The organism is Acidobacteriota bacterium, assembly GCA_039028635.1.
Classification (GTDB): Bacteria; Acidobacteriota; Thermoanaerobaculia; order Multivoradales; family JBCCEF01; genus JBCCEF01.
The window spans coordinates 1-26,576 of the sequence record JBCCHV010000078.1 but is presented as its reverse complement, the minus strand read 5'-3'; the positions used below and the strand labels follow the sequence as shown (position 1 = coordinate 26,576).

At 66.9% G+C, this 26,576-nt stretch carries 23 protein-coding genes, 2 tRNA genes and 1 pseudogene; 14 read left to right on the top strand and 12 right to left on the bottom strand.

The annotated features are described in order from the left end of the window. The coding region (locus AAF604_22850; GenBank protein MEM7052520.1) for a hypothetical protein at positions 1-2,531 on the bottom strand (2,531 nt) is incomplete at its 3' end. Between the two features lie 184 nt (positions 2,532-2,715). Here AAF604_22850 and AAF604_22845 point away from each other — a divergent pair. Further along, a complete protein-coding gene (locus AAF604_22845) occupies positions 2,716-3,513 on the top strand; it encodes a PAS domain-containing protein (GenBank protein ID MEM7052519.1) in 798 nt (265 codons plus the stop codon). Positions 3,514-3,633: 120 nt separating this feature from the next. Here AAF604_22845 and AAF604_22840 read toward each other — a convergent pair whose 3' ends face one another. Together AAF604_22840 and AAF604_22835 are read right to left on the bottom strand one after the other, a co-directional pair. After that, positions 3,634-4,014 (bottom strand): hypothetical protein, encoded by a 381-nt coding sequence (locus AAF604_22840; protein ID MEM7052518.1) that lies wholly within the window; start codon positions 4,012-4,014, stop codon positions 3,634-3,636. Beyond that, entirely contained in the window at positions 4,011-4,547 is a 537-nt protein-coding gene (locus AAF604_22835) for a hypothetical protein (GenBank protein ID MEM7052517.1), read from the bottom strand. Before AAF604_22835 ends, AAF604_22840 begins: the two co-directional genes overlap by 4 nt. Before the next feature lie 131 nt (positions 4,548-4,678). On the opposite strand from AAF604_22835, the pseudogene AAF604_22830 reads away from it, so the two are divergent. Continuing rightward, a pseudogene (locus AAF604_22830) lies at positions 4,679-6,316 on the top strand (acyl-CoA dehydrogenase family protein). A 36-nt stretch (positions 6,317-6,352) separates the two neighbouring features. On the opposite strand, the gene AAF604_22825 reads toward AAF604_22830, so the two are convergent. Next, entirely contained in the window at positions 6,353-7,447 is a 1,095-nt protein-coding gene (locus tag AAF604_22825) for an SGNH/GDSL hydrolase family protein (protein ID MEM7052516.1), read from the bottom strand. A gap of 73 nt (positions 7,448-7,520) precedes the next feature. On the opposite strand from AAF604_22825, the gene AAF604_22820 reads away from it, so the two are divergent. Then, entirely contained in the window at positions 7,521-8,171 is a 651-nt protein-coding gene (locus tag AAF604_22820) for a chloramphenicol acetyltransferase (protein MEM7052515.1), read from the top strand. Positions 8,172-8,192: 21 nt separating this feature from the next. Here the strand turns inward: AAF604_22820 and AAF604_22815 are convergent, their stop codons facing one another. Next, positions 8,193-9,554 carry a hypothetical protein gene (locus tag AAF604_22815; protein MEM7052514.1) on the bottom strand — a complete coding sequence of 454 codons (1,362 nt, stop codon included), beginning with the start codon at positions 9,552-9,554 and terminating at the stop codon, positions 8,193-8,195. A gap of 148 nt (positions 9,555-9,702) precedes the next feature. Between AAF604_22815 and AAF604_22810 the strand changes: the two genes are divergently transcribed. Then, positions 9,703-10,932 carry a winged helix-turn-helix domain-containing protein gene (locus AAF604_22810; GenBank protein ID MEM7052513.1) on the top strand — a complete coding sequence of 410 codons (1,230 nt, stop codon included), beginning with the start codon at positions 9,703-9,705 and terminating at the stop codon, positions 10,930-10,932. A 114-nt stretch (positions 10,933-11,046) separates the two neighbouring features. On the opposite strand, the gene AAF604_22805 is transcribed toward AAF604_22810, so the two are convergent. From AAF604_22805 to AAF604_22775, 7 genes are all read right to left on the bottom strand, one after another. Beyond that, positions 11,047-11,514: a YbaK/EbsC family protein gene (locus tag AAF604_22805; GenBank protein MEM7052512.1), complete on the bottom strand. Its 468-nt coding sequence runs from the start codon at positions 11,512-11,514 to the stop codon at positions 11,047-11,049. A gap of 90 nt (positions 11,515-11,604) precedes the next feature. Continuing rightward, the gene (locus AAF604_22800) at positions 11,605-12,627 is read right to left on the bottom strand and encodes an HD-GYP domain-containing protein (protein MEM7052511.1); all 1,023 of its coding nucleotides are present in this window, start codon (positions 12,625-12,627) and stop codon (positions 11,605-11,607) included. A 454-nt stretch (positions 12,628-13,081) separates the two neighbouring features. Continuing rightward, positions 13,082-13,858, bottom strand: a complete 777-nt coding sequence (locus AAF604_22795; GenBank protein MEM7052510.1) for an enoyl-CoA hydratase-related protein — start codon at positions 13,856-13,858, stop codon at positions 13,082-13,084. A 64-nt stretch (positions 13,859-13,922) separates the two neighbouring features. Next, positions 13,923-14,690, bottom strand: coding sequence for an enoyl-CoA hydratase/isomerase family protein (locus tag AAF604_22790; protein MEM7052509.1), 768 nt, complete (start codon positions 14,688-14,690; stop codon positions 13,923-13,925). A gap of 64 nt (positions 14,691-14,754) precedes the next feature. After that, positions 14,755-15,447: a gamma-glutamyl-gamma-aminobutyrate hydrolase family protein gene (locus AAF604_22785; GenBank protein MEM7052508.1), complete on the bottom strand. Its 693-nt coding sequence runs from the start codon at positions 15,445-15,447 to the stop codon at positions 14,755-14,757. Next, a complete protein-coding gene (locus AAF604_22780) occupies positions 15,444-16,628 on the bottom strand; it encodes a thiolase family protein (GenBank protein ID MEM7052507.1) in 1,185 nt (394 codons plus the stop codon). The genes AAF604_22785 and AAF604_22780 overlap by 4 nt, the downstream gene beginning before the upstream one ends. Continuing rightward, entirely contained in the window at positions 16,628-17,443 is an 816-nt protein-coding gene (locus AAF604_22775) for an enoyl-CoA hydratase/isomerase family protein (protein ID MEM7052506.1), read from the bottom strand. The genes AAF604_22780 and AAF604_22775 overlap by 1 nt, the downstream gene beginning before the upstream one ends. Positions 17,444-17,748: 305 nt before the next feature. On the opposite strand from AAF604_22775, the gene AAF604_22770 reads away from it, so the two are divergent. The 10 genes from AAF604_22770 to AAF604_22725 form a co-directional block, all read left to right on the top strand. Continuing rightward, complete coding sequence (locus AAF604_22770) at positions 17,749-18,444, top strand: hypothetical protein (GenBank protein MEM7052505.1); 696 nt, start codon at positions 17,749-17,751, stop codon at positions 18,442-18,444. Positions 18,445-18,460: 16 nt separating this feature from the next. Further along, on the top strand, positions 18,461-18,679 hold the full coding sequence (thiS, locus tag AAF604_22765; protein MEM7052504.1) for a sulfur carrier protein ThiS: 219 nt from the start codon (positions 18,461-18,463) through the stop codon (positions 18,677-18,679). A gap of 541 nt (positions 18,680-19,220) precedes the next feature. Further along, positions 19,221-19,296 (top strand) — tRNA-Lys (locus tag AAF604_22760). Between the two features lie 141 nt (positions 19,297-19,437). Further along, positions 19,438-19,526 (top strand) — tRNA-Leu (locus AAF604_22755). Between the two features lie 78 nt (positions 19,527-19,604). Beyond that, positions 19,605-20,885 (top strand): trigger factor, encoded by a 1,281-nt coding sequence (gene tig / locus AAF604_22750; protein MEM7052503.1) that lies wholly within the window; start codon positions 19,605-19,607, stop codon positions 20,883-20,885. Positions 20,886-20,936: 51 nt separating this feature from the next. Further along, on the top strand, positions 20,937-21,524 hold the full coding sequence (locus AAF604_22745; protein ID MEM7052502.1) for an ATP-dependent Clp protease proteolytic subunit: 588 nt from the start codon (positions 20,937-20,939) through the stop codon (positions 21,522-21,524). A gap of 132 nt (positions 21,525-21,656) precedes the next feature. Next, on the top strand, positions 21,657-22,895 hold the full coding sequence (clpX, locus tag AAF604_22740) for an ATP-dependent Clp protease ATP-binding subunit ClpX (GenBank protein ID MEM7052501.1): 1,239 nt from the start codon (positions 21,657-21,659) through the stop codon (positions 22,893-22,895). A gap of 49 nt (positions 22,896-22,944) precedes the next feature. Next, positions 22,945-25,362 carry an endopeptidase La gene (gene lon, locus AAF604_22735; protein ID MEM7052500.1) on the top strand — a complete coding sequence of 806 codons (2,418 nt, stop codon included), beginning with the start codon at positions 22,945-22,947 and terminating at the stop codon, positions 25,360-25,362. Between the two features lie 112 nt (positions 25,363-25,474). Beyond that, on the top strand, positions 25,475-26,077 hold the full coding sequence (gene yihA / locus AAF604_22730; GenBank protein ID MEM7052499.1) for a ribosome biogenesis GTP-binding protein YihA/YsxC: 603 nt from the start codon (positions 25,475-25,477) through the stop codon (positions 26,075-26,077). A gap of 20 nt (positions 26,078-26,097) precedes the next feature. Further along, on the top strand, positions 26,098-26,576 hold a 479-nt coding region (locus AAF604_22725), incomplete at its 3' end, for a Rho termination factor N-terminal domain-containing protein (protein ID MEM7052498.1).

Here is a 26,576-nt window from a genome sequence, read left to right as displayed (position 1 = left end):
TTGGTCACAGTAGTGCTGGCATTGTTGCCGTTGGCGGTCTGCTCCAGCTTCCAGGTGACGCAGCACTTCTGCCACTGGCAGGGTGGCTGCGAGTCCGGGTAGGAGTGGTAGCAGCTGGTGAAGCGCTGCCGACGGCAGTAGTTGAGGCGCCCCGGCGGAGCGTTGTACTGCCGTGCCGGGTAGTCACAGAAGGAATCCTGGTTGCCGCCATGCTGCTGGCGGAAGGGGCCATTCTGGACGTCCCGACGGCTGCGACCGAGGTCGTCGACGCGCTCGCCGACATCGGCGGTGTCCTGGTCGTAGTTCGACTTCTCGATCACGAAATTCTGCGAGATGGTGCAGCAGGAACGGTCGCCGTCCATGGTGCCGACGATCTGCACCAGGGCTCCGGTGCGTTGCGCTGGCGGGCTGCCGATGTTGTGCGGTCCGGCGGTGCTGCCGTCGCCGCTCCAGCGGCTCGACGAGCCGTCCGGATTGGAGACCTCCGGGTAGTAGTCGCCGGCTCGCTTGCCGCCCGAGAAGGGGCCGCTGGTGACCGCGTCGACGCCGGAAACGCAGCAGCGTTTGCGCTCTTCGGGGTAGCAGAAGCCATCGACGCAGCAGATGCCATCGATGCAGGTCTCGTCGCTCGGCGTCTGCGGATCATTAGTGACGGGAATCAGTCCGAGGCTGGTCAAGGCGTCGTCGATCTCGCTGAGCTGGGTGTAGGTGAGCTCCGACCAGGGCAAGGGCTGGGCCTCGAGCTGGTCGCGCAGATCTTCGAGATCCGGGATTGCCGATGAGTTGCCGATCTCGCCCAGGATGTAGGCGGCGAAGGCCTTTTGGCCATCGCTGCCGGTGGTCAGGGTGGCGATCAGCTCAGGCACCGCCATGTCGCCCATGGCGATGAGCTGGTCGGCGACGCTGTTGGGAACGATCTGCGGCGTTCCGACTTCCGGATCGTCCGGGGTCAGGGCCTCGAGCTGGCCGATCAGGGAGCGCGCCACGGTGGTCGGGTAGAGCGGGCTGAGGGCGATCGCCTCGAGCTTGGTCGACCAGTAGCGCAGCGGGCTGTCGGAGACGCCGAGGAGGATGAGCTCCGTCGGGCAACCGGGGATGCCCATCGATCCATCGTCGGCGAAGGTCAGCTCGGCGGTGCCACCGGCCGCCCGGAAGCCGGTCAACGGCAGTGACTCGGTCAGCATGCCGTCCTCGTTGACGGCGATCAGGCTGAGGCTTTCGGAGCGAATGCTCTCGGCCGGGAAGAAACCCGACGACAGGCTGATGGTGGTCTTCATCGCCATCGACTCGCCGTCGCCGTTCTTGCGGCTACCGGTGTTGCAGGAGTGGGAGGTCACCATGGCGAAGGGCTCGACGGCGGCGCGGCCGGCGGTGCGGTTGTTGCCCTCGACGATCTCCGGGATCGAGTTCTTCGGGTCGATCACCAGCTCGACGGTCTGATTGGCGGCGATCTTGACCGCCTTGACGGTTTTCTTGAGGGAGTAGCTGCAGGAGCACAGGGGCAGCCCCAGGGTCGCCTTCTTGCAGGTACCGCTGTAGGTCCGATAGCCGTTACCGTCGCCGATGTCGTACTCGCGGTCCGGGCAGGTCTTGGTCGAGCAGTTGGACTGGCCGGAGCAGGTGCCGCCGGTGCCGCCGCGGCACTTGACCTCGAAGGCGAGGCTGCGCTCGCCGATCTCGAGGGCGAGGGGAATCACCGATTCGCCTTCGGTCGAGAAGGCCACCAGGTCTTCGAAGGTCATCTCGACGTCGTAGAGGTCGTCGCCCCGCGGGTAGAAGGCCAGGCCGCCGTCGGCCTCGGCCAACGGTGCCAGATCACTGACCGCGCCATCGGAGTTGGGATCGTCCGTGTGCAGGCCGCCCATCACGTCGTCGAGGGCGAACTCGTCCATCGTGCTGGTGATCGAGAAGGTCTCGAAGGGGATCTCCGGCGGATCGTGCTCCCACAGCTTCTCCCAGCTACCGTCTGGGAAGAGCACCTCGCCGATCACCATGTTGGTGCCCGGCACCTTGTCGATCCGGAAGCCGCTGGCGTTCTCCGGAATGGTGGCCTGACCTTCGGTGGTCAGGGAGCCGTTCTTGTAGACCTTGTAGTTGTACTTGCTGGGATCGGTGGGATCCTGCTCGATCTCCCAGCGGGTGCTGTCCTGCGGGCTGCGGGTGGTGAAGCCGCCGGTGGCGACATCGACGGCCTCGAAGGCGACCATCTCGCCGGGGCCGAGCTGGGAGAGCTGGAAGCCGACTCGAGCGCAGAACACGAACAGGCTCTGGCCGGCGACCTGGGCCGGGTACTTGACCAGCACGCCCTCGCCCTTGGCTTTCTGAATGACCCTCAGCTGGCCGCCCTGCTCGATCAGGGTGGCGCCGCCGATGGGGGCGTAGTGGGGACCGACGATGCCGTCGTCGAAGCGGTCGACAAAGGTCCCGGGGATGTCCTGCGGGGGAAAGGGTGCCGGTGCCAGCTCAGCCGCGGTGATCAGCGTTGGACAGGCGACAAAGGCCAGGGCGGCGAGGGCGAAACGGAGTCTCATGGGATTTCCTCCTTGCGGTGGACGGGTCTCCGCCAGAGGCGGGCGGGGCTTCCACCTGGCTAAGCGAGAACTCGGCGGCAACCGACTGATCGCTCCTGCTGGCGACCTGCGGCGTATACTGGTCGCCGTACGTATCTCTTCTCTTTTGATCTGGTCGCCGTTTGCGCTTGGCAAGGGATGTCCCATGAATGACCCCTCGTCGCCTCTCTATCGTTGGCTGATCGATCACGGCCGTGGGTTGATCTGCGCTCACGACCGACTCGGCAAGCTCCTGCTGGTCAATCGGGCCGCTGCCAGTAGCCTCGGTCGACGGCCGGAAGAGCTCGTCGGTCGACGCCTGGCGGAGTTCCTCCATCCCACCATCGAGGATCAGTTCGACGCCTATTTGGTGCGGATCTGGAGCCGCGGGCGAGATCGCGGGCTGATGCGCCTGGTGCATCGCGATGGCAGCTCGCGCATGTGGTCCTACGACAACGTTTTCCACCGACCCGACGACGGATCCGGGGTGGTTCTGGGGTTTGCCCACGACGTCAGCGAGGAGAAGCTCTCGGGCTGGGCCGAACGGCGCCGGGATCGGCGTCTCGAGATCCTCTTCGAGGAGAGCGTCAGCGGAATGGGGAGGGTCGATTTCGAGCGCTCGCCAGCCCTCGATCAGGATCCCGAACGGTTGCTGGCGGTGGTCCTGGAGCACGGCTATGTCGGGGACTGCAATCGCGCGTTCGCGGAGCAGTACGGAGCGGCCTCGAGCGCCGAGCTGAGCCGTGTTCCGGTACGTCACCTACCGCTGTTCAATCACCCCGATTACCGGCCGGCGGTGCGCTCCTTCTTGCAGCAGGGCTGCCGCAGCGCCGACTTACGTCTGCAGCAGCGCGACCCGGCCGGCGCTCGGCGGGACTACCGGGTCAACCTGGTGGGCGTCACCGAAGACGGCGCCTTGAGCTGCCTGTGGCTGCTCCAGTCGGAGCTCCCATCGGCCGACTGACGGCTGTCGGGAGCACGGCCGCCTCGGCTCGCCAGAGCATCGCGACGGCGCCGAGGTTGGGGCCGCCCTGGATTGGGGGTGAGCCCGCGCGACATGTGCGCGCCAGCGAGGGGGGCGCCTTTAGCCCCCCTGAAACAGCAGTCCGCCGCAGACGGCGGCGATGAAGAGGAAGAAAATCCAGGACAGGTGGCGGCCGCGGGAGGCGATCAGGCTGATCGCGCCCATGATCCCGAAGGTGATCGTCAGGATCCAGGTCAGCGGAGTCAGAATCGGCTGCGGGCGAGTCAGGAGCAGCAGGATCGCTCCAAAGGAGCAGAACATCACCGAGGTGATGTGCCAGGCGAAGCGGAGGGTGCGCTTGGTGAACTCGGTGCCGCCGAGGAGCTTGGGGAGGTTGCCGCGCCGGAAGAGGCGAATCAGCAGGTAGCGCTCGCCGAGATACGAGTGGGCCAGTCCGAGCAGGAAGGCGCTCGCGGCCGCGGCGTACAGGAGGGCATTCACGGGGCACTCTCGGCGTCGGCGGCGACGGTCAAGAAAAGGGTCTGGCGATCCCAGTTGTCGCTGCCGCGCAGCCGCACTCGTAGCAGGTAGCGGCCGGGGGGAAGGCGATTGTCGATCAGGAAGTCAGCGGCACCGACGGCCGCCTTGCCGCCGATCCGGACCGTCGGCTCGGTGACCGCCTGGCGCTCCGTTTCGAGCTCGACGGCCTGCAGCGGCACCACCTGGACGTCGACATCGAGCAACTGGCCGAACCAGTCGCCGGCATTGCCAGCCGCGGTGGCTTCGACCTCGAGCGGCCCGGATACCGCCTCCGGCAGGGTGAAGGCGGCGTCGTCGATATAGGGGGCGGAGCCGAACTCTTTGACCCAGCGCTTCTTTTCCTTGCGGCTGGCGGCTCGCCCAGGCTGTCCATTGACGGTGGTGACGACGCAGTTGCCCTCGCGCGGGAAGCACGGGCTCTTGGCGCTGACGGCCGCCGGCAGGCAGAAGGCCAAGGCGAGCAGGAGCAAAAGGATCGGGCGGGATGAGCTCATTGGAAATCCTCCGCGACGAGCTTCCCAGACCCCCCGAGGGCTGTCAAACGGAGAGCGGGCCGGTCTGCTGCGGCGCCCTAGAGCGCCGCCCTGAAGTGGGTGATCGGTTAGGGTGAGGCGAGGAGGATGCCATGAGCTCGCCAACCGATCGCGCCGCCGACTGGAACCAGGTACCGCCCCTCGAGAACTACAACCTCTTTGAGCAGGACGCGGCCTTGCGCGAGGGCGTCGAGCGCGAAGGCGGAGGCTGGATCGAACCGCAGGCGGTCGCTCTCGGTGCGCTGGCCGGGGCAGCGGAAACCCTCCGCCTCGGCGAGCTCAGTCATCGCTTCCCGCCCCTCCTCCGCACCCATGATCGCTTCGGTGATCGCATCGACCGGGTCGACTTCCATCCCGCCTGGCACGACCTGATGCGGATCGGTGTGGAGTATGAGACCCACGCGTTGCCGTGGCGCGAGCGCCGACCCGGCGCTCAGGTGGCGCGCGCTGCCCTGATGTTCCTGCGCCATCAGGTGGACGAGGGGCCGAGCTGCCCTCTCACCATGACCTTTGCCGTGGTGCCTTCGCTGAGGCTGCAGCCGGATCTCGCCGCCGAGTGGTTGCCGCGGGTGCTGTCACTGGAGTACGACCCGAGCTTTCGGCCAGCGTCGGAGAAGCGCGGCGCGCTCTTCGGCATGGCGATGACGGAGCGCTAGGGCGGTTCCGACGTGCGCGCCAACCGCACCCGCGCCGAAGCGATCGCGGGCGATGGGGAGGTTCTTCTCGACGGGCACAAGTGGTTCTGCTCGGCGCCGATGAGCGACGCCTTTCTGGTCCTGGCTCAGGAGGCGGCGGGCCTGTCCTGTTTCCTGATGCCGCGTTTTCGTCCTGACGGCCGACTCAACGGTATGCGAATTCAGCGCCTCAAGGACAAGCTGGGCAATCGCTCCAACGCCTCGAGCGAGATCGAGTTCCAGCGCGCTTGGGCGCGCCGGGTGGGAGAACCCGGTCGAGGAGTCGCCGCCATTCTCGAGATGGTCCGCCACACCCGCCTCGACTGCGTCATCGGGGCTGCCGCCACGATGCGCCGGGCGGTGGCCGAGGCGACCCACCACGGGCATCATCGTCGCGCCTTCGGACGGGCTCTCGAAGATCAACCCCTGATGGGCCAGGTGCTGGCGGATCTCTGTCTCGAGTCGGAGGCGGCGACCGCCCTGGCTCTGCACCTGGCGCGGGTCTTCGATCGCTCCGCAGAGGACCCAGATGCGGCGCGCCTGGCGCGGCTCTTGACCCCGGTGGCGAAGTTTCACGTCACCCGCCGGGCGGTGACGGTAGTGGCCGAGGCCCTCGAGTGCATTGGCGGCAATGGCTACGTGGAAGAGCATCCGGTGGCCCGGCTCTATCGCGAAGCGCCGCTCAACTCGCTATGGGAAGGGGCCGGCAATATTCAGTGTCTCGACCTGCTGCGGACCCTCGGCCGAGATCCCGGCGTGATCGAGGTTCTAAGAGCCGAGCTACGACCGGCGGTGCAAGCGGAGCCACGCCTCGGCGACTATCTCGTCCGCCTCGAGAGCGATCTCGCCGCCGCCGAACCGGCCAGCGCTCGGCGCCTGGCCGAAGGCCTCGCCACGGCGGTGCAGGCGTCCTTGATGGTGCAGGCGGCACCGCCGGCGCTGGCCGATGCCTTCGTGGCCTCTCGCCTCGGCGCTGGCATCCCGACGCTGGGCACCCTGCCGCGCGGCCTCGATCTCGAGGAGATCGTCCGCCGAGGGCGGCCGAATCGAGATTAGATCTCTCGTCGCTCCACCCCAGGCCTGCGGTCCGTCTCACCGGTTGGCCACCGTGCCCGCGGCGGTCGACGGGATGAAGCCGCGCTCGGCCAGCGCCTGTTCCAGACAGGCGGCGTAGGCGCGATGGGCGGCGACGGTGGGGTGGCCGTCCTTGGGTATTCGGAAGGTCGCCTTCCAGGCGGCTCGCGAGGTGTCGCCGGTGGCTTTCAGCTCGGCGAAGAAGTCGGGCGCCGCATCGAGCACCGGAATCTGGTGCTCGGCCGCCACCGCACTCACCAGATCCCGCTGGCTTTGCAGCAAGATGAGCAGCGGAACGCCGTCGCGCTGGGTGGCCTGGGCCACCTTCGCCATCGCCCGGCGGTAACCCTCTTCGCCCACCATGTAGGCGTAGCGACCGCGCGCCGCATGTCGCTCCGCGACCGGTAGCCGGCGCAGGTTGTGGGGCAGCAGCTCGAGCTCGCCATCGAGACCGCGGTCGGCGAACAGGGTTCGCAGGGACTCGACGAGATACCAGTCGCTCGGCTGGAGCTGTCGCGGCGGCTGCAGATGATGGGGCAGGCCGAGGTCGTTGCCGACGAAATGGAGCACCACCAGGTCGGGATCGAAGTGGCGCGCCTTGCGGTCGTAGACCGCCGCCTCGATGGCGGTGTTGTAGCCCGGAGCGGCGAAGTTGAGGGTCTCGACCTCGACTCCGCGCTGGCCGAGACGCTGGGCGAGGAGCGCCAGAAAGGTCTCCTCCTGGCCGACGCCCCACCCGAACATGTGGGAGTCGCCGAGGCCCGCGATGCGCAGAGTGCCGGCGGGCTTCGAGCGGGTCGTGTCCGGGCCGCGCAGGCCGAAGCGATTGGTGGCGAACTCGGCGCCGCGGAACCGACCCGAGAGATTGGGGCGCAGCTCGTAGACGACATCCGGAAAGGGGCTCGGCTGGACGATGCCGAAGACGCTGCGGGCGTCCACCAGCTCCGTGGGTCCCTGCTGCGACAGTCGCAGCAGCTCGGGGAGATCGGCTCGGCCGACGCCGCGACTCCAGTAGTAGGCGCGCAGCGCCCCCTCGGTGAGAGCGAGGGCGATGACCGTGCTGCTCAGGATCAGCAGGAGCCGGCCGGGCCAGCGAAAGCGAGGGGACGTCATGATTCAGAAGCGGAGGATTCGGAAGTCGCCGAATTCTAGCCCGACCTGCTCGCCGGAGCCCCTCGCGGGCTGCTTGTCTTATGCTCGGGCGGTCATGCGCACCCTCGATCTCGATTCCTGGCCCCGGCGGCGACACTTCGAGTTCTTCAAGGGCTTCGAGCAGCCCTTCTTCAATCTCTGCGCCGAGGTCGACGTCACCGCCGTTCGCGAGGCCGGTCGCCGGTCCGGCGGGCCGTCCTTCTTCGTCGCCACTCTATGGGCCTCGCTGGTGGCGGCGAACGAGGTCGAAGAGCTGCGCTACCGGATTCGCGGCGATCGGGTGGTGGTGCACGACCGCATCCACGGCGGCGGCACGGTGCTGCGCCCGGACGAGACCTTCGGCTTCGGCTATTTCGACTTCGAGGATGACTTCGAGCTCTTCGAGCAGCAGACCGAGGCCTCGCTGGCGGCCACCCGGGAAGGCGATGATCTCGATCCGGCGGGCGAGCGGGATGACCTGATCTACTACTCGGTCATCCCCTGGATCTCCTTCACCAGCTTCGCCCACGCCCGTTCCGGCTTCCCAAGCTCGGTGCCAAGGTTGGTCTTCGGGCGCTACCAGCAGCGCCAGGACCGCTGGTGGATGCCGGTGAGTGTCGAGGTGCACCACGCCCTGGTGGACGGCATCCACGTCGGGCGCTTCTACCAGCGCATGCAGGAGGTTCTCGACGATTTCGGGTCGTGATGCCCGGGTCACCCGGCGCATTCACTCGGCAGGCAAGATCGGACAGGCCGTCGCGATGCCCGCCGCCGGGCCGTTACAGGAGCACGAGTCGGGATCGTCGAGGCAGGGCGGTGGTGCCACTCGGCGACAGTCGAAGCCCGGGGAAGGGCAGAGGCTCGCGTCGGTGAGATCGAGGTCGAAGACGGGATCGCCGTGGTGGAAGAAGTCCACCCAGTCGGCGATCGCCTCGTCACCGAGCTTTTCACCGTAGAGCTCGGCGATCGCGCTGATCGCGCCGTGGGCGTTGATCGGACATCCGCACAGGCAGTCGGGAAAGTTCCACATCGCCTCGCTGGTGGGGTCGACGCGGGCCGCCTCACCCTGCCTTTGGCCGCAATAGGCGAGGTTTTGACGCTGATTGGAGCCGAGATCGAAGCCGGTGTTGTAGAGCACGGCGCGGGCCCGTGAGGCATCCTGCGCCGGGTCGCCCAAGTAGGGCGCCGTAGAGCCGGCGGCCAGCGCGCCACGCAGGTCCGGCTGGCCCTGGCAATCGCCGCCGAGGTCGCCACCGCAGTCGGTGGGTCGTCCGCAGCGCGGCGCCGTGTCGCGATAGCAGTCGCAGGTCGGCCGGGATTCACCGGGGGAGAAGGAGCGCTCGATGGCGTCGAGGACCTTGCAGCCGTCGCGCTCGTTGTCGTCTTCCTGGATGCGGGTCACCAGGTCGAAGACGGCCCCGCCGCCGCCGAAGCCGACGCGGTTGACCTCGCCCGAAGGACGATCGAAGACATCGACCGCGAACTGCAGCTCGACCTGCCCTTGGCTGATTCCGTAGGCGAACCGATTGGCTGGCTCCGATGGCCAGATGGTCTCGCCGCTGCCGTCGCCGATGGGGGTTTCGGTGAGCACCTCGAGGACTTCTGCCAGGAGGGTGTGTTGGCAGCTTCCAGTGTCGTCGTACTGGCGATCGGCGCTGCCGGAGGAGATGGGACAGGCGACTTTGACCTCCACGACGCGGGCCCCTCGCTGGTAGAGGGCCTCGGCGAGGGCCTTGGTGCCGACGCGTTGATCGACGCAGGTCTCGGAGTCGAAGAGGGTCGAGCGGCCGGGCGGTGCGATCAGGAATGTCGGCCGCTTGCCGGCCGAGCTCCAGGGTTTGAAGGCGCCGTCCGTGTCGAGGCGCCGGCTGATGCGCACCCGCAGGGAGTTGGTGGTGGGTTCACCGAGACAGAGCGAGTTGCTCGGCGTCCAAGTGAAGGTGGGCTGTTCCGGCAGCCACTCGATCGTCGATTCGGACCGTGGGCAGTCGGGAGGTGGCTCGAAGGAACAGGTCTGTGCCGTGGCGGTTGCCGCGGCGCCGGTGACGAAAATGGAGATGGTGAGAATCGACAGCAAAGGCAGACGCATGGTGGGTTCTCCCGTGGTCGTGGTGTGCTTCCACGGTAGGCTCGCGATGGTCGCCGTGCCTGAGCCCGAGGTCCGCTTTGGGTCCGCTTCAGGTCCGCGACCGCTCGCTCCGGCTCCGCTGTTGTCAATATCCGGGAAGATGACGCCCATGCCCGCACCGCCCGCTGCCTTTCGCCTCGGGGCCTGGCTCGTCGATCCGCAGCGCAATCGCCTCGTGGGAACGGCCGGCGAGGTCGTCCTGCAGAGCCGCGTGATGGACCTGCTGGTCCATCTCGCCAGCCGGGCCTCCAAGGTGGTCTCGAAGCAAGAGCTGGCCGAAACCGTGTGGAGCGATGCCGTGGTCGGTGACGAGGCCCTGACGACCGCCGTCTGGGAGCTCCGTCGCGCCCTCGGCGACGAGGCCAAGGCGCCGCGTTTCATCGCGACGGTGCGCGGTCGGGGCTATCGCCTGCTGGTCGGGCCGACGCCGATCGACCGACCGCCGGGTCCGCCGGTCAATGGCCCGACGCCGGAGGTGGCGCCATCGCCGATCGGTGCTGCCCTGGTGATGATCGCGATGGGGATCGTGATGGTGCTGTTGGGAGGGCCTCTCGGGGAGGCACCCGCGCCGCCGCCGGACGCCGAATCGGTGGCTCCCGGGGCCTGGCTCGAACGGGCCGAAGCGCTCGTCATGGGGGACCGCGATTGGGTCGCGGCGGAACGCAGTCTCGAGCGGGCTCGGGAGCTGGCGCCGCGAGACCCGCGGGTGCACCAGCGGCTTGCCCTTCTGCATGCGCTGCTCGGACGCGATGGACCGGCCCTCGAGCATCTGCGGCTGGCTCTCGGTGGAGCCGGGGAATCGGCCGCCGGCCAGGTGCGAGTGCTCTACCTGTTGGGCCGCTTCGAGGCGGCCAGCCGGCGCGGCCGCCGCGGGCTCCGGCGGCACGACGATCCCGGCCTACGCCGCGCGACGGCGATGGTCGAGCTGATGCGGGGAGACTTGGTGCGGGCTCGGATGCTGGTGGCTGAGGGAGACTTCACCGAAGCCGAGGACCTGGTCCTGGGGTTGCTGCTGGCGGCGGCCGAGGGGCGGCAGCCGGCGGCTCGCGAGCGGCTGGTGGTGCTGGCCGGCATGACCACGGATCGCTTTCTACTCGCCCTCGGCCATGGCGCCGTCGGCGAGGTCGAACGCGCCCTGGCGATCGCTCACGAAGCGGCGATGGCACGCGATCCGGCGGCGGTGCGTTTGGCGACGGACCCGCTTTGTGGAGTGCTCCTCGGCGGGCCAGGGTTCGACCGATACCGGCACAGCCTCGGCCTGCCGGAGCGAACGATGGTGGCGGCGCCGTCCTGGGCTCGAGACGCCTTCCCGAAGGCTGGCTCGAACGCGCTGCGCTGAAGGGGCTCCCCCGGTGACAGGGCCTTGGGTCCTGGTTGCGGACCACGCTGTCTCCCGGCGCCTAGCCCACCTTCTGAACGAATCTCTCAGCGAAGGTCGTGGCTTGCCGAGAGCTCAGCGGGTGAACGGAAAGACTTCTGGCTGGGCGACCCGTCGATAGTCCGCCGTCGTCAGCCGGATCGAGACCTCTCGCGAGGCCGCGGTGAAGATCAGCTCGCGGCGCTCGAGGACCGAAGGGTCGGCATAGAGAGGGTAGGGCAGGATCGGTGGACCGAAGGGCGGGACGGCGCCGGGTCGCAGGCCGGTCATGCTGAAGAGCTCTTCGCCGCTCGCGAAGCGCGTCCGTTTGACTCCCAGGTGGCGGCGGATCTTCGCCGAGTGGAGTGCCCGTTCGGCGTTCATGGCGAAGATCGCGAAGTCGTGGTCGACCTTGAAGAGGATCGCCTTGGTGCCCTCGGCGAGAGCCGTGCCGCGAGTGGTGGCGGCCTCGGCAGCGGACGAGACGGCGGCGTGGCGCTGTAGCGTGAAGCTCACGCCGGCGGCTTCGAGCGCTTCGATGATGCGGTCGCAGAGGTCGGCCATCTCAGGGAAATACGGGTCGACGCGCCGGTCGAGTCTAGATTGCGTAGCTGTGGGAGAGGAGCTGGGCTCCCCAGGGGGCCTGCCGAGGAATCAGCCGACCTTCTGACGACCGCGACCGAAGCTCTCCCGGCGGCGCTCGCTGGGCAGCCGGAGATCGAGCTGGCCGCGCTGGTTGCGCAGGCTGCGGAGCTCGACTTCCGGGAGCTCGATGAAGGCTTCCACGACCTGCGGATCGAGCTGTGAGCCCGCCACCCGCTTGAGCTCTTCGATCGCCTCGCGGTGGGTCTTGGGGCGCCGGTAGGGGCGCTCCGAGGTGATCGCGTCGTAGGTGTCGACGACGGCGAAGATGCGCGCCGTGAGGGGAATCTCGTCGCCCGCCAGACCGCGAGGATAGCCGGCACCGTCCCAGCGCTCGTGGTGGCTGTAGACCACCGCCAGGGCGGGCTTGAGGAACTGCACGTCGGCGAGGATCTCGTAGCCCCAGTTGGCGTGCTGCCGCATGATGTGCCACTCCTCCTCGGTGAGCGGACCCACCTTGCGGAGAATGGCATCGGGCACGGCGATCTTGCCGACGTCGTGGAGCAAGGCGCCCCACTCGATGGCGCGCAGCAGGTCCGGGTGGTGGATGCCCATCGCCGTCGCCAGGGCCACGGCGTACTGGGCGACTCGGAACGAGTGCCCACTGGTTTCCTGATCGCGCGCATCGACCGCCGCGACGACCGCCCCGATGGCCTCGACATAGGACTTCTCGCGATCGGCTTGCGACTGGGCGAAGGACTGCACCAGGTGATGCAGGGCCTGGCGCAGGTCCTCGACCTCGTGGATTTTTTGCGGATCGAGGATTTTCGGAGCGGCGACATCGACGCCGCCGAAATCGCGTCGCTGGCTGCCCGTCTCGGCCATCTCGGCGGTCATCTCGGAGAGCCGCCGAATCGGCCTGGCGAGATCACGCGACACGCGCCAGGAGATGACCAGCGCGATGGCGGTGGCGAGGCCGGAAAGGAGTAACGCGCGCAGCGGCAGGCTGGCCATTCCTTGGCTCAGCAAGACGCCGAGAAACCCGATCGAGACGATCAGGAATGAAGTGGCAAAGATGCGCGTTTGAAGCTTCACGAGAGGTGACCTGCTCAGTCGGAGCGCGGCTGCGTGATCGCGGCCGGGAGCGCAGTCTGAAAAATTTTCGCTAGGTTGCTCATCGCGTCCGACACCGCGGGAATTATATGCCAATTTTCCCGAATGAGCGAGGCCTTAACGGCACCTTCGTTATTTTAAATCATTGATATTTCAAGTATTGCGACGTGCAAATTTACAGCTTTACTCGCCTCCAGGGTCGAAGTTGCGCCCGGTGGAAAAATTTGCACCCCCAGTGACTCGCCGGGAACGTATCGATGCATAGACGGAGTCCTGTAGGGCGCTCCGGATTCCCTAAATCTGTATGCCTTTCCGGCTCGAGGCGGCGGGGTTCGATGGCCCTCGCCGCGGAACCTGAGGCGCGCTGAAGGGCGCCTCCAAGGCTGCCCGAATCTCGGCGACGGGGGCGGCCCCCGCCGCCGCAGTACGGTCGCCCCTAACGTCCTTTCCACTCCGCGGGACGCTTCTGGAGGAACGCTTCCACACCCTCGGCCTTGTCTTCCGTCGAGAAGGCGAGGCAGAAGAGGTCGCGCTCGTAGCGAATGCCGTCGGCCAGCGGCATCTGAGCCGCGGCGTTCACCGCCTCCTTGGCGATGCGCAGGGTGAGCGGGCTCTTCGAGGCGATTTTGGTCGCCATCTCGAGGGTCGTTTCGCGCAGCTCGTCGTGCGCCACCACCACCTCCACCAGGCCGATGCGATGCGCCTCGTCGGCGCGGATCAGATCGCCGGTGAGCATCAGCCGCATGGTCTGACCGAGTCCGACCAGGCGGGGCATGCGCTGGGTGCCGCCGCCGCCGGGAATCAGACCGAGGTTGATCTCCGGCTGGCCGAAGCGAGCCTGGTCCGAGGCGATGCGCAGATCACAGGACATGGCGAGCTCGCAGCCGCCGCCGAGGCAGAAGCCGTTGACCATCGCGATCACCGGCTTCGAAAAGCTCTGCATGACGTCGAAGATGCGCGGGCTGCGCATGGCGTGGCGCTGGTCGAAGGGCGACCGGCCTTCGAACTCGCCGATGTCGGCGCCGGCGACGAAGGACTTGTCACCGGCGCCGGTGACCACCACCACCCCCACCGAGTCGTCGCCCTCGAGGCGCTCGATGGCGGCGACCATGTCGTCCCGCACCTGCTGGTTGAGGGCGTTGAGCTTGTCCGGGCGGTTGATGGTCAGCAGGGTGACGCGGCCATGCTGTTCTTCGATCAGGGTTTGGGACATGGTGGGCTCTCCTGGCTAGCGGTATGAGTCCTCCGGTAGCTCGAGGAGCTCCGGTCTCGGTGATTCATCGGTGTTTCCAAACGGGGGGACGCTTCTCGGTGAAGGCGGCGACTCCTTCGATCATGTCTTCACGCTCGGCGAGCTCCCCGAGGTAAATCTCTTCGGCCTTGCGGACGGCGGCCTCGAAGGCTTCCTCGGAAGCGCGAACGGCGGCTTTGGCGAGAGCGGTCACAGCGCCGCTCTTGGCGGTCAGCTCGGCGGTGATGGCGGCGACTTCGTCGTCCAGGCGGCCGCGCTCTGCGAGGCGGTTGACCAGGCCCCAGCGATGGGCTTCCGGGGCCGTCAGGCGGCGCCCCGTGAGCAGCAGCTCGAGGGTGCGATGACTGCCGATGCGCGGCGGGTAGAGGGCCGCGGCCCAGGGCGGAAAGCAGCCGACGTCGATCTCCGGCTGGCCGAGCTCCGCATCGGCCTCGGCGACCACCAGATCGCAGGATGCGGCGAGCTCCATGGCGCCGCCGAGGCAGAGGCCGTGGACCGCCGCGATGCTCACCGTCGGCAGGGCGCGGAGTCGGCGGAGGGCACCGTGGAAGCGGCGCAGCATCTCGGCGATGCGATCGCGGCGATGGTCCTGGACGGCGACGCCGGCGGAGAAGGCGCGCGGCCCGGCGCCGCGGATCACCAGGACGCGAGGCTGCGGCCGGGCCCGACCGATCTCCGCCAGGGCACCGTCGAGCTCCGCCAGCGTGGCGAGGTCGAGGACGTTGAGGGGCGGGCGGTCGATCTCGAGGTGGGCGACGGCGTCCGCGAGGCGCCACTGCACAGGCTTCATCATGGGGCTCCGAGGGCCTACGGTGTCGGGGGTTGGATGGGAGGTGTCCTGCCGGTTGCGACTGGACTCAGGCGGCGGCCGCCAGGAAAGTCGACCACAGGGCCCGTTGCTGCGCCAGGGCGACGAGGTCTTCGGGGTGCCATTGCACGGCGCGCACCCACCAACGGTCGTCATTGAGCTCGATCGCCTCGATGACGCCGTCCGGAGAGTGGGCGATCGCTTCCAGGTCGGCGCCGAGCTTGCGAATCGCCTGATGGTGGCGGCTGTTGACCAGCGGCGGCTCGCGCCGCAGGATGCGCCCCGTTTCGCTCTCCGGGGCGCTGATTTCGAGGCCATGGCTGAGGGCGTCGAGGGGACGGCTGACGTCGTGCGGCAGGATGCCGCCGAGCTGGGACGGTAGGTCCTGCCACAGATCGCCGCCGAAGAAGACATTGAGAACCTGGGCGCCGCGGCAAATTCCCCACACCGGGATCTGGCCTTGGCGCGCCCCGGCGAGGGCTTCGAGGTCGAGTCGGTCGCGATCTTCGACCAGCGACAGCCCGCCACCGGCCAGCTCCGCCTCGCCGAAGTGGCGCGGGTGGAGGTCGCCGCCGCCGCCGAGCACCAGGCCGCGAGCCCGGCGGACTCGCTGGCGCGTTTCTCCCGCCGTCTCCGGGAGCAGCACCTCGACCTGGTCGCGGGCCACGCCACAGGCGACCAGGGCGGTGACCACCGGGGCCACCTCCTCGGCCGTCGTGCCGGTGACCAGCAGGGGTCTCACGTCATGCGCTCCACCACCGCCGCCAACCCCATGCCGCCGGAAACGCACAGGGTGGCGAGGCCGCGGTGGTGGCCGCGCTCGGCCATGCCGTGAAGCAGGGTGACGACGATGCGGGTGCCGGTGCAGCCGATGGGATGACCCAGGGCGATGGCGCCGCCGTCCGGATTGATGCGGTCGGCAGCGATGCCGAAGCCGTCGACACAGGCCAACACTTGGCTGGCGAAGGCTTCGTTGAGCTCGACCTCGTCGATGTCGTCCGGACTCAGATCGAGGTCCGAGAGCAGGGCCGCGACGGCCGGGACTGGACCGATGCCCATGATGCGGGGCTCGACTCCGACCACCCGCCAGCCCGCCAGGCGAGCCACCGGCTCGAGGCCGGCATCGCGGGCCGCCTGCGAGCTCGCCACCAACAGGGCGGCGGCGCCATCGGTGATGCCGGAAGCATTGCCGGCGGTCACCGTGCCGCCCTCCCGGAAGACGGGGCGCAGCTTGGTCAGGCCCTCGGCGGTGACGCCGTCGCGGGGGTGCTCGTCCGCCTCGACCCGCACCGATCCCTTGCGACCGGGAACCTCGACGGCGGCGATCTCCGGCGCGAAACGGCCGCGCTCGCGGGCCGCCTCGCAGCGCTGCTGGCTGCGTGCCGCCCAAGCGTCGGCGTCGGCCCTTGCGATGCCGTGCTCGTCGGCCAGCTCTTCGGCCGTTTCACCCATCACCAGGCCCGAGAGAGGGTCATTGAAGCCGTCTCGGTACATGCCGTCGGTGACCTCGCCGTGGCCGAGGCGGTAGCCCCAGCGGGCGCGCGGCAGCAGGTAGGGGGTGTTCGACATGCTCTCGGTGCCGCCGGCGAGCACGATCTGCGCTTCCCCCAGGCGAATGGCGCGGGCGGCGGCGAAGATGGCCTGCAGGCCGGAGCCGCAGGCTTGATTGAGGGTGAACGCCGGACGCTCCACCGGAATGCCGGCGCGGAAGGCGATCTGTCGGGCGGTGTTGGGACCGCCGCCGGCCTGACGACCGTGGCCGAAGATCGCCTGGTCGACGCGCTCCGGGGCCAGCCCGGCGCGCTGCAGGCAGGCCGCCCCCGCCGCCGTTCCGAGGTCGGCGGCGGAGAGCGTCGCCAGGGCGCCGCCGAACTTCCCGATGGGCGTTCGGACCGGCGCCGCGAGGACGATGTCAGAGGTCATCAGCGCCCCGAAAACGAGGGCTTCCGGCGCTCGACGTAGGCGTCGAGGCCTTCCGTCGCGTCGTCGCTCTCGAAGAGCTGCTGCTGCAGCTCGCGCTCGATGGCGAGGCCGCTCTCGAAGGGCACCTCGGCACCGGACTGCACCGAGCGCTTGATCCGGCCGACGGCCTTGGCGGCACGGTTCGGCGGACAGAAGCTCTTGGCGAAGTCGTGCACCTGCTGGTCGAAGTCGTCGCCTTCGTAAATGCGGTTGACGACGCCGAGCTCCTGGGCCTCCTCGAAGCTCAGCAGGTCGCCGGTGACCATCAGCTCGATGGAGCGGCTCTTGCCCACCATGCGCGAGAAGCGCTGGGTGCCGCCGGTGCCCGGAAGAACACCCAGGTTGACCTCCGGCAGGCCGACCTTTCCGGAGTCCTTCTTGGCGATCCGCAGGTCCGCCGCCATGGCGATCTCCAGCCCGCCGCCGACGGTGTGGCCGTTGAGGGCCGCGATCACCAGCTTGGGGGTGTGCTCGAGACGGTTGAGGGTCTCGTTGGCGTGCAGGCAGAAGTAGTACTTCCAGCGCGGCTCGGCGTTTTGGAGCATGTTGATGTTGGCGCCGGCGCAGAAGAACTTCTCACCGACGCCCCGCACCACCAGCACGTGGACATCGGCATCGAAGCGAGCCTTGAGGATGGCGGCGTCGAGCTCGAGCATCATCTCGTGGGTGTAGGTATTGGCCGGGGGGTCGTCGAGGGTCAGGTAAGCGACCCCCTCCTTGACCTCGTAGTGCACCAGGGTGCGGTCGGCAGTCTGTTGAGCGGTCGGCTCAGCCATAATGCTCTCCTCAGATCGTGATTTCGGCTTCTTGATGGCGGGGGCGGGAAGCCCCGTGGAATCCGCCGGGGCATTCTTACACGAGCGCCCGATGTCGTCCATCGAGGTCTGGCGGAGTGCCGCCTCGGGGGTGTCTTTCCCTTGACCGGTCGAATCCCGCGCCCATAGAATTTTTCCGAAGCGTGATGTCTTTCTTGATGGTTTTTCCCGGTACGGTACACCTCTCTTCCTCTATGACGGAACCCGGGACGCGCGGTGAGACGTGTCGCTCGGAGACGATCTGAGAAGCGGAGGTCGAGGGTCGCATGATCACGGGTTACAACACGGACGTTCGCCACGGCGAGGTGGTGCTCCACGTTCAGACCGAGGACAAGGGGCACGACAACCCGTGCATCGAGAGCCTGGTCTACTTCGGGGGCCAGGTGCTGGCGGCGCGGCGAGCGCCATACGACGAGCTGCTCGAAGACGGCAAGGGCGAGAAGGAGATCATCGCCCTGATGGATCGGCAGCACCGCACCATGATCGCCGCCATCCGCAGCGGTCGTCTCGATGAGAAGCTCGGCAGCCTGCGTGGCGAGCGCCCCGGTACCGGTCCGGTCGAGACGACCGAAGCCGACGAGCCGGAACCCGCCGAGGTCGAGGACGACGGCGTCGAGCGCACCCTCGACCAGGTGATCCTCGACTACCTCACCAGCGAGGCCGATCAAGAGCAGCTCCTGCTGGTGCTCGACGAAGAACCCGGCCTGACCCTCGGTCAACCGGGGCAGGTCGACCTTCGCACCACCTCGAGCAAGAGCGGTCAAGCGGTGGTGGGCGCGGAGGTCATCGTCAAGATGATCTCGACCGTCGACGAGCCCCGCACCCTGGCCAGCGGCACGACGGACGAAGCCGGTGGTCTGCGCCTGGCCTTCGAGATTCCGGCCCTCGGCCGCGGCACGGCGGCCCTCATCATCACCGCCTCGAGCGACATCGGCCGCGCCGAGCTCAAGCAGCTCCTCTAGGCCCGTGCACTCGGTGATGAGCTCCGATGGCAACCTCGACATCGTGGTCAACGGCGAACCGATGACGGTGGCGCCGCTGGCGACGGTGGCCGATCTTCTCGACAACCTCGGTCGCCACCCGCAGACCGTCGCCGTGGAGCACAACGGATTGATCGTCTCTCGCCAGCGCTATGGCGACACCCCGCTGCGGCGCGGCGACCGCCTAGAGATCGTGCAGTTCGTCCAAGGCGGTTGACCCACAGGACGGGGGTGAAGCGCACGGCAAGTGCGTTCGCTTGGTGTGCGAAGCCTGAAGAGAACCACATTCACAAAAAACCTCGGCGACTAACCCGTAGACGGCTCCTCACCGCGCAGGCGCGAGTCGGTGCCGGGGGTGCGCACGACATGTGTTTGCGCTTTGGTCGCACAGCTGCGAAGACAGTCGTGAAGGGGAAAAGCCGTCTGCTGATCAGCAGAGGGCTTCCGAGCGCGACAGCGCGAGGCGGCGCCCAGGGCGCCGAGGACGGGGCCGCCCTGGACGGAGGTGAAAGCGCGCGACATGTGTTTGCGCTTTGGTCGCACAGCTGCGAAGACAGTCGTGAGGGGAAAAGGCGTCTGCGGACTCGCCGACGGCTTCCGAGCGCGTCAGCGCGAGGCGGCGCCTAAGGCGCCGAGGACGGGGCCGCCCTGGATGGGGGTGAAAGCGCACGACATGTGCGTGCGCTTGAGGGGGGCGCCTTTAGCCCCCCTGGAAAGCTTGCTACGGCCCACACCTTTGGGTATATTTGCGCGGCATTGGGCCGCTAGCTCAACTGGCAGAGCAGCAGACTCTTAATCTGCGGGTTCGGGGTTCGAGTCCCTGGCGGCTCACCAATCATTGTAGGATCGTTCCGGTCGAGAAGGACTTGCTTCGGGTGGGCCGCCGGCACCGGCTTGCGGTTCACGGCCGGTGGCGCTTCCATCCCTCCCCTTCGTGAGTCCCTCCACCGTAGTTCGCGAGAGTGGCTTCGGCCTGCGAAAGTGGCGGAATTGGTATACGCGCTAGACTTAGGATCTAGTCTCGAGGAATCGGGATGGGGGTTCGAGTCCCCCCTTTCGCACCATCTTTCGCGGTTCCCCGCATCGATACGCTCTCCTGAGATCGACTCCCCCTTGGATCGCGTTTTTATCGAGGTTGTGCCATGAGTGTCGTGCTTGCTGTAGAGAACGTCGGACCGTGCCGCAAACAGCTCAAGATCGAGGTGCCGGCGCCGGCCGTCGAGGCGGAGCTCCGCAAGGTGGTGGAGCAGTACTCCCGCCAGGCGCGAGTCCCCGGTTTTCGGCGCGGCAAGATCCCGGCGTCGCTGATTCGGCAGCGCTTCCGCGATGACATTCGGCAGGAGGTCATCGAGCGCCTGTTGCCGCGCTTCTGGCAAGAAGCATCGACCGAGAGCGCCCTCGACACCCTGACCGCTCCGAGCGTCGAAGAAGTTGGCGAGCTGGCGGACGGTGAGCCCCTGACCTTCACCGCCGCGGTCGACGTTCGGCCGGAGTTCGAGCTCGCCAGCCTGGACGGCTTCGATCTGCCCGATCGCGACGAGGAACCGAGCGAAGAAGAGCTCACCGAAGCCCTCGACGAGCTACGGCGGCAGGTGGCCGATTGGGTCACCGTCGAGCGGCCGGCGGCGCGCGGCGACCGGGTTCTGGCGGCGGTGCGCGAGCTCGAGGTCGAGGAGGATCCGGAGTCCGAGCCGGAGCGGGTGCAGGTGGAGATCGGCGATGCGCGGGTTTGGGAAGAGCTCTCGCTGGCCCTCACCGGCCTCGAGGCAGGGCAAACCGGAACCTTCAGCCGGCCGGAAGGAGAAGGAGACGAGGCGCGGGTGCGCAAGTTCGAGGTCGAGGCAGCGCTGGTGGAAGAGCGCGACCTGCCGGAGCCGACGAATGAGTTCGCCGCCAAGGTGGGCAAGTTCGAGACCATCGATGAGTTGCGCGAGCAGGTCGCGAACGGGGTTACCGCCCGCAAGCGCGAGGCCAGCGACCGCCAGCGCCGCGAGGCTTTGATGGAGCAACTGGTGGCGCGCAACAGCTTCGATTTGCCGGAAGGGGTGGTGAATCACGAGACCGAGAACATCCTGCGCGATTACGCCATGGAGCTGCAGCGCCGCGGCGTCGACGTCGAGGCCGCCGGCCTCGACTGGCAGGAAATGGGGGGGCAGGCGCGACCGCAAGCGGAGCGCCGAGTGCGCGAGCGGCTGGTGCTCGACGCGGTGGTGGCCGCAGAAGAGGTGGCGGTCAGCGACGAGGAGGTCGATGGCGCCCTCGCCACCTTGGCGCGGTTGCAGAACCGCGGTTTCGAAGAATTGCGCCAGGAGTTCGTGCGCGAAGGGCGCATGGCCAGCCTGCGCCAGCAGCTTCAGCGGGATCGCGCCGTTCGCCGCCTGCTCGGCGATGGCGAGGATGGAGCCGAAGAGAACAAAGCCTGATCGGCGTGCCGCGACGGCGACGCCGACTGAACCGATGAGGGGAATGGATCTATGCTGATTCCGATGGTGGTGGAGCAGACCAATCGGGGCGAACGCGCCTTCGATATCTACTCCCGATTGCTGAAGGACAACATCATCTTCCTCGGTCGCCCGATCGACGACGAGGTGGCGAGCCTGATGATCGCCCAGATGCTCTTCCTCGAGGCCGAGAACCCGGAGAAGGACATCGCCCTCTACATCAACTCGCCGGGCGGCTCGACCACCGCCGGCTTCGCCATCTACGACACCATGCAGTACATCAAGCCCGACGTCGCCACCTACTGCATGGGGCAGGCCGCATCCTTCGCCGCGCTGCTGCTGGCGGCCGGCACCGAGGGCAAGCGCACGGTGCTGCCGAACAGCCGGGTGCTGATCCACCAGCCCTGGGTACAGGGCATCGGCGGTCAGCAGACGGACGTCGAGATCCACGCCCGCGAAATGCTGGCGATTCGCGATCGCGTCGACGAGGTGATGGCGAAGCACACCGGCAGGAGCAAGGAAGAGGTCCATCGCGACACCGAGCGCGACAACATCCTGACAGCCGACGAAGCGGTCGAATACGGCATCGTCGATCGCGTCATGAACCGGCGCAAGGGGTGAGATTTCGTCGCCACGGAATAGGCCCTCGGGCGCACTCTGTTCTTATGGAGCGTAGGTTGACGCCAGCCGGGATCGCCCGTACCATCGCTGAAGGCGGTTGGTAGGTCCCGTTTATCCGACACCGGAGGAGAAATGCCGAAGAAAGACACCGGCGACGAAGTCCTGAGGTGCTCGTTCTGCAACAAGAGTCAGCGCGAGGTCAAGAAGCTGATCGCGGGACCGACGGTCTTCATTTGCGACGAGTGCGTCGACATCTGCCTCGACATCATTGCCGAGGACCGGATGCTCGAGCAGCAGCAGGACACCACGCTGCCCAAGCCGCAGGAGATCAAGGCGCTTCTCGACGACTACGTGATCGGCCAAGACCAGGCGAAGAAAAAGCTGGCGGTCGCCGTCTACAACCACTACAAGCGCATCGATTTCGCCGAGAAGGCGCATAGCGAGATCGAGCTGCACAAGTCGAACATTCTCCTCGTCGGCCCGACCGGCACCGGCAAGACGCTGCTCGCCCAGACCCTGGCCAAGCTGCTCTCGGTGCCCTTCACCATCGCCGACGCCACCACCCTGACGGAGGCCGGCTACGTCGGCGAGGATGTCGAGAACATCATCCTCAAGCTCTACCAGGCGTCCGGCAACGACAAGGAGAAGACCCAGCGCGGCATCGTCTACATCGACGAGGTCGACAAGATCTGCCGCAAGGGCGACAACCCGTCGATCACCCGCGACGTCTCCGGTGAAGGGGTGCAGCAGGCGCTGCTCAAGATTCTCGAGGGAACCCAGTGCAACGTGCCGCCCCAGGGGGGGCGCAAGCACCCGCACCAGGAGTTCCTGCAGATCGATACCACCAACATCCTGTTCATCTGCGGTGGCGCCTTCGTCGGTCTGGAGGACCAGATCGGCCGGCGCATGAACGAGAAGAGTCTCGGCTTCGGCGCCGAGATCATCGCCACCAAGGACGAGAAGCAGGGCCGTCTGCTCGATCACGTGCTGCCGGAAGACCTGATCAAGTTCGGTCTGATTCCGGAGTTCGTCGGCCGTTTGCCGGTGGTCGCCACCCTCGAGCAGCTCGACGAGCACGCCCTGGTGCGGATCCTCAAGGAGCCGAAGAACAGTCTGCTGCGTCAGTACCAGACCATCTTCGAGTTCGAGGGCGTCGAGCTCAAGTTCACCGACGGTGCTCTGCAGGCGATCGCGCAGGAAGCCATCAAGCGCAACGTCGGAGCGCGCGGCCTGCGCATCATCCTCGAAGAGCTCATGCTGGACCTGATGTACACCGTTCCTTCGCAGCGCGACATCAAGCAGTGCTTGATCAACGAGGATGTCGTGGCGCGAAGTGTCGATCCAATCACCCTCTTGAAGAAGGCCGGCTGATGTAAGGGCGCCCTCGGGCGCCCTTCGCGACTTGCCCTGGATTTCCTGAATGGCCTCTACATTCGTCAAGACCCGCGTCGAAAAGCTCCCGCTGGTTCCGTTGCGGGACATGGTCGTCTTCCCCCACATGATGGCGCCGTTCATCGTCGGCCGCGAGAGCTCCGTGCGAGCCCTCGAGCAGACCCTGGCGAGCTCCAGCAAGCAAATCTTCCTGGTCGCCCAGAAGGACCCCAAGGTCGACGACCCGGTGCGCGACGACATCTTCGAGATCGGCGTGGTGGCGTCGGTGATCCAGAACCTCAAGCTGCCGAACGGCAACGTCAAGGTGATGGTGGAAGGGATTCGCCGCGGGCGGGTGCTCGACGTCCTCGACGAGGATGGCGGCATGCTGGTGGAGGTGGAGACCCTGGCGGCCGACTTCCCGGCCAGCGAAGAGCTCCAGATCTACATGAGCAAGGTGCTCTCGGCCTTCGAGCAGTACGCCAAGATGTCCCATCACCTGGCCTTCGAAGGGCTGATGTCGACTCTCAAGGTCGACGACCCGGATCGCTTCGCGGACATCCTCTCGGCCCACCTGATGGTGGCGACCACCGAGAAACAGTCCCTCCTCGAGCTGGTCAACCCCTACGAGCGGTTGCAGCGTCTGCACGACCTGTTGGATGTCGAGATCGAGAAGATCAACCTCGACAAGCGCATCAACGTCAAGGTCAAGAAGCAGATGGAGAAGGCTCAGAAGGAGTACTACCTCAACGAGAAGATCAAGGCCATCCACCAGGAGCTCGGGCGCAAGGACGACAAGGCCGACGAGGTCGCCGAGCTCAAGGAGCGCATCGAGAAGGCGGGGCTGCCGAAGGAGGCGTTGGAGAAGGCCGAGCAGGAGCTCAAGCGTCTCGAGGCGATGCCGCCGGTGTCCGCCGAGGCCACCGTGTCGCGCAACTACATCGACTGGTTGGTGAGCGTTCCCTGGAAGAAGAAGAGCCGCGAGCAGAAGGACATCGATCAGGCCGAGACGATGCTCGACGAGGACCACTACGGTCTCGAGAAGATCAAAGAGCGCATTCTCGAGTTCCTCGCCGTGCGCCAGTTGGTCGGCCAGTCGAAGAGCTCGATCATCTGTTTCGTCGGCCCGCCGGGAGTCGGCAAGTCGTCCCTCGCCAAATCCATCGCGCGGGCGACGGGACGCAAGTTCGTGCGCCTCTCCCTCGGTGGAGTGCGGGACGAGGCCGAGATCCGCGGCCATCGCCGCACCTACATCGGCGCCTTCCCGGGGCAGATCATTCAGATGATGAAGAAGGCCGGAACGCTCAATCCGATCTTCCTCCTCGACGAGATCGACAAGATGGCGATGGACTTCCGGGGAGATCCCTCGGCGGCCCTCCTCGAAGTGCTCGATCCGGAGCAGAACGACGCCTTCGTCGATCACTACCTGGATGTCGACTACGACCTCTCGAAGGTCATGTTCATCGCCACCGCCAACGTCTCTCACACCATTCCGGCGCCGCTCCTGGACCGCATGGAGGTGATCCAGCTCACCGGCTACACGCTCAACGAGAAGCTCGCCATCGCGCGCCAGTTCTTGGTGCCCAAGCAGCTCGAAGCGCACGGCCTGTCGGCAGACAAGATTCGCTTCGACGACGAAGCCCTGCGCACCCTGAGCGAGGGCTACACCCGCGAGGCCGGAGTGCGCAACCTCGAGCGCGAGATCGGCTCCGTTTGCCGCAAGATCGTGCGCCGGGTGGTCAAGGAGGGTGAGGATCTCGAGATCGAGGTGCTGCCCGAGACCATCGGCGAGCTCCTCGGCAAGCCCAAGCACCGGCCGCGGCGCAAGCTCGAAGAGTCGGAGGTCGGGGTGTGCACCGGTCTGGCCTGGACCCAGGCCGGCGGCGAGCTCCTCGAGACCGAGATCGGCTTGATGAAGGGCAAGGGCAAGCTCATCCTGACCGGCAAGCTCGGGGACGTGATGCAGGAGTCGGCCCGTGCCGCCCTGTCTTATCTGCGCAGCCGGGCCGAGATTCTGGGTCTGGAGACGGACTTCAACGAAAACTACGATCTCCACGTCCATGTGCCCGAGGGAGCCATTCCCAAGGACGGCCCGTCGGCCGGCATCACGATGGCGACGGCGCTGGTTTCTGCCCTCCTCCAGGTGCCGGTGCGCAAGGACGTCGCCATGACCGGCGAGATCACCCTGCGGGGTAAGGTCTTGCCTGTCGGCGGAATTAAGGATAAAGTTCTAGCTGCCTACCGTGCAGGCATCACGGAGGTCATCCTTCCCAACGAGAACGAGAAAGACCTCGAGGAAATCCCCGAGGAGGTTCGGGAAGTGCTCAATGTCCAGCTGGTCAGCTCGATGGACGAGGTCCTTCGGTTGGCCTTGGACGGAGATTTGACCGCCCCGCCGCAGGGAGACGGCAAGTTCGGAGAGGCAGCGCCGGAGCCGCCCGTCGGCCCCGATTCGCTGGCTCACTGAGGCGCTTCTCCCGGCACGCCACGAGGCGGGTCGTTCCGACGCACAGTCTTTGAAGTGAGGTCGGCGGTTGCTTGCAGCCGCCGTGCGTGATCGAGCGGGGTTCGTGCACGAGATGAAGATCGACCAGGCACGGCTCGCGGTGGCGGCTCACGAGGCGCGCATGTTCCTGCGCGACGGGCGGCCGGAGGTAGTTTTCGCCGGGCGCTCGAATGTCGGCAAATCGAGTCTTCTCAATCGACTTCTCGGGAGGAAGGACCTGGCCCACACCGGGTCGAAGCCGGGGCGGACGCGCTCGATCAATTATTTCTTGATCAACGACCGTTTCTACTTCGTCGATCTGCCGGGATATGGCTACGCCAAGGCTGCGAAGGACGAGCGACGCCGCTGGGCGGTGTTGATCGACCAGTATCTCCAGCAGGCTCTGCCGCAGGCGTTGGTGGTGCATTTGGTGGATTCCAAGGTCGGGGCGACGAGCCTCGACATTCAGGCTCACGAGTACATGGCGAGCCTGGGAGCGCGGACGATGGTGGTGGCCACCAAGGCCGATCGTCTGCCGCGTAGTAAACGGGCCAAGGCCCTGGCGACGATTCGCCGGGACTTGTCCCTGGACCAAGAAGTCAAGCTCTTGCCGGTCTCGGCCCGCACCGGTGAAGGAATCAAGGAGCTATGGAGCGGGATCGCCCTGGGGGCCCTGAATTCCGGAGCGCAACCGTGACTGCGAAAACGAGGAACGAGATGGCAAAAGGACAACGTACGGCGGAGAAATCGCGGCGCGAGCCCGCCCTGGATATCCGCGCTCTGAAAGAGATGAGCATTTCGCAGCTCAGCGAGATCGCCAAGGACCTCGGTGTCGAGGGCGCGGCGGGGATGCGCAAGCAGGAGCTGATGTTCAAGATCCTCCAGGCTCAGACCGAGAAGAGCGGATTGATCTTCGCCGAGGGTGTGCTCGAGTGCCTGCCCGACGGCTTCGGCTTCTTGCGCGCCCCGGAGTACAACTATCTGCCGGGACCGGACGACATCTACGTCAGTCCGAGCCAGATCCGGCGCTTCGACCTGCGCACCGGGGACACCGTGTCGGGCCAGGTGCGTCAGCCCAAGGAAGGGGAGCGCTACTTCGCCCTGATCAAGGTCGAGGCGGTCAACTTCGAGCATCCCGAGCAGGCGCGCAACAAGATATTCTTCGACAACCTGACGCCGCTCTATCCGGAGGAGCG

Bases quoted from the DNA above. Each gene is read 5' to 3' on its own strand.
- AAF604_22805 (MEM7052512.1), bottom strand. From the start codon at position 11,514: ATGGCCGACCTCTGCGACCGCATCATCGAAGCGCTCGAAGCCGCCGGC.
- AAF604_22825 (MEM7052516.1), bottom strand. From the start codon at position 7,447: ATGACGTCCCCTCGCTTTCGCTGGCCCGGCCGGCTCCTGCTGATCCTG.
- yihA (MEM7052499.1), top strand. From the start codon at position 25,475: ATGAAGATCGACCAGGCACGGCTCGCGGTGGCGGCTCACGAGGCGCGC.
- AAF604_22810 (MEM7052513.1), top strand. From the start codon at position 9,703: ATGCCCGCACCGCCCGCTGCCTTTCGCCTCGGGGCCTGGCTCGTCGAT.
- AAF604_22745 (MEM7052502.1), top strand. From the start codon at position 20,937: ATGCTGATTCCGATGGTGGTGGAGCAGACCAATCGGGGCGAACGCGCC.
- AAF604_22795 (MEM7052510.1), bottom strand. From the start codon at position 13,858: ATGTCCCAAACCCTGATCGAAGAACAGCATGGCCGCGTCACCCTGCTG.
- AAF604_22790 (MEM7052509.1), bottom strand. From the start codon at position 14,690: ATGATGAAGCCTGTGCAGTGGCGCCTCGCGGACGCCGTCGCCCACCTC.
- AAF604_22835 (MEM7052517.1), bottom strand. From the start codon at position 4,547: ATGAGCTCATCCCGCCCGATCCTTTTGCTCCTGCTCGCCTTGGCCTTC.
- AAF604_22845 (MEM7052519.1), top strand. From the start codon at position 2,716: ATGAATGACCCCTCGTCGCCTCTCTATCGTTGGCTGATCGATCACGGC.
- tig (MEM7052503.1), top strand. From the start codon at position 19,605: ATGAGTGTCGTGCTTGCTGTAGAGAACGTCGGACCGTGCCGCAAACAG.
- AAF604_22770 (MEM7052505.1), top strand. From the start codon at position 17,749: ATGATCACGGGTTACAACACGGACGTTCGCCACGGCGAGGTGGTGCTC.
- AAF604_22815 (MEM7052514.1), bottom strand. From the start codon at position 9,554: ATGCGTCTGCCTTTGCTGTCGATTCTCACCATCTCCATTTTCGTCACC.
- AAF604_22775 (MEM7052506.1), bottom strand. From the start codon at position 17,443: ATGGCTGAGCCGACCGCTCAACAGACTGCCGACCGCACCCTGGTGCAC.
- thiS (MEM7052504.1), top strand. From the start codon at position 18,461: ATGAGCTCCGATGGCAACCTCGACATCGTGGTCAACGGCGAACCGATG.
- AAF604_22780 (MEM7052507.1), bottom strand. From the start codon at position 16,628: ATGACCTCTGACATCGTCCTCGCGGCGCCGGTCCGAACGCCCATCGGG.
- lon (MEM7052500.1), top strand. From the start codon at position 22,945: ATGGCCTCTACATTCGTCAAGACCCGCGTCGAAAAGCTCCCGCTGGTT.
- clpX (MEM7052501.1), top strand. From the start codon at position 21,657: ATGCCGAAGAAAGACACCGGCGACGAAGTCCTGAGGTGCTCGTTCTGC.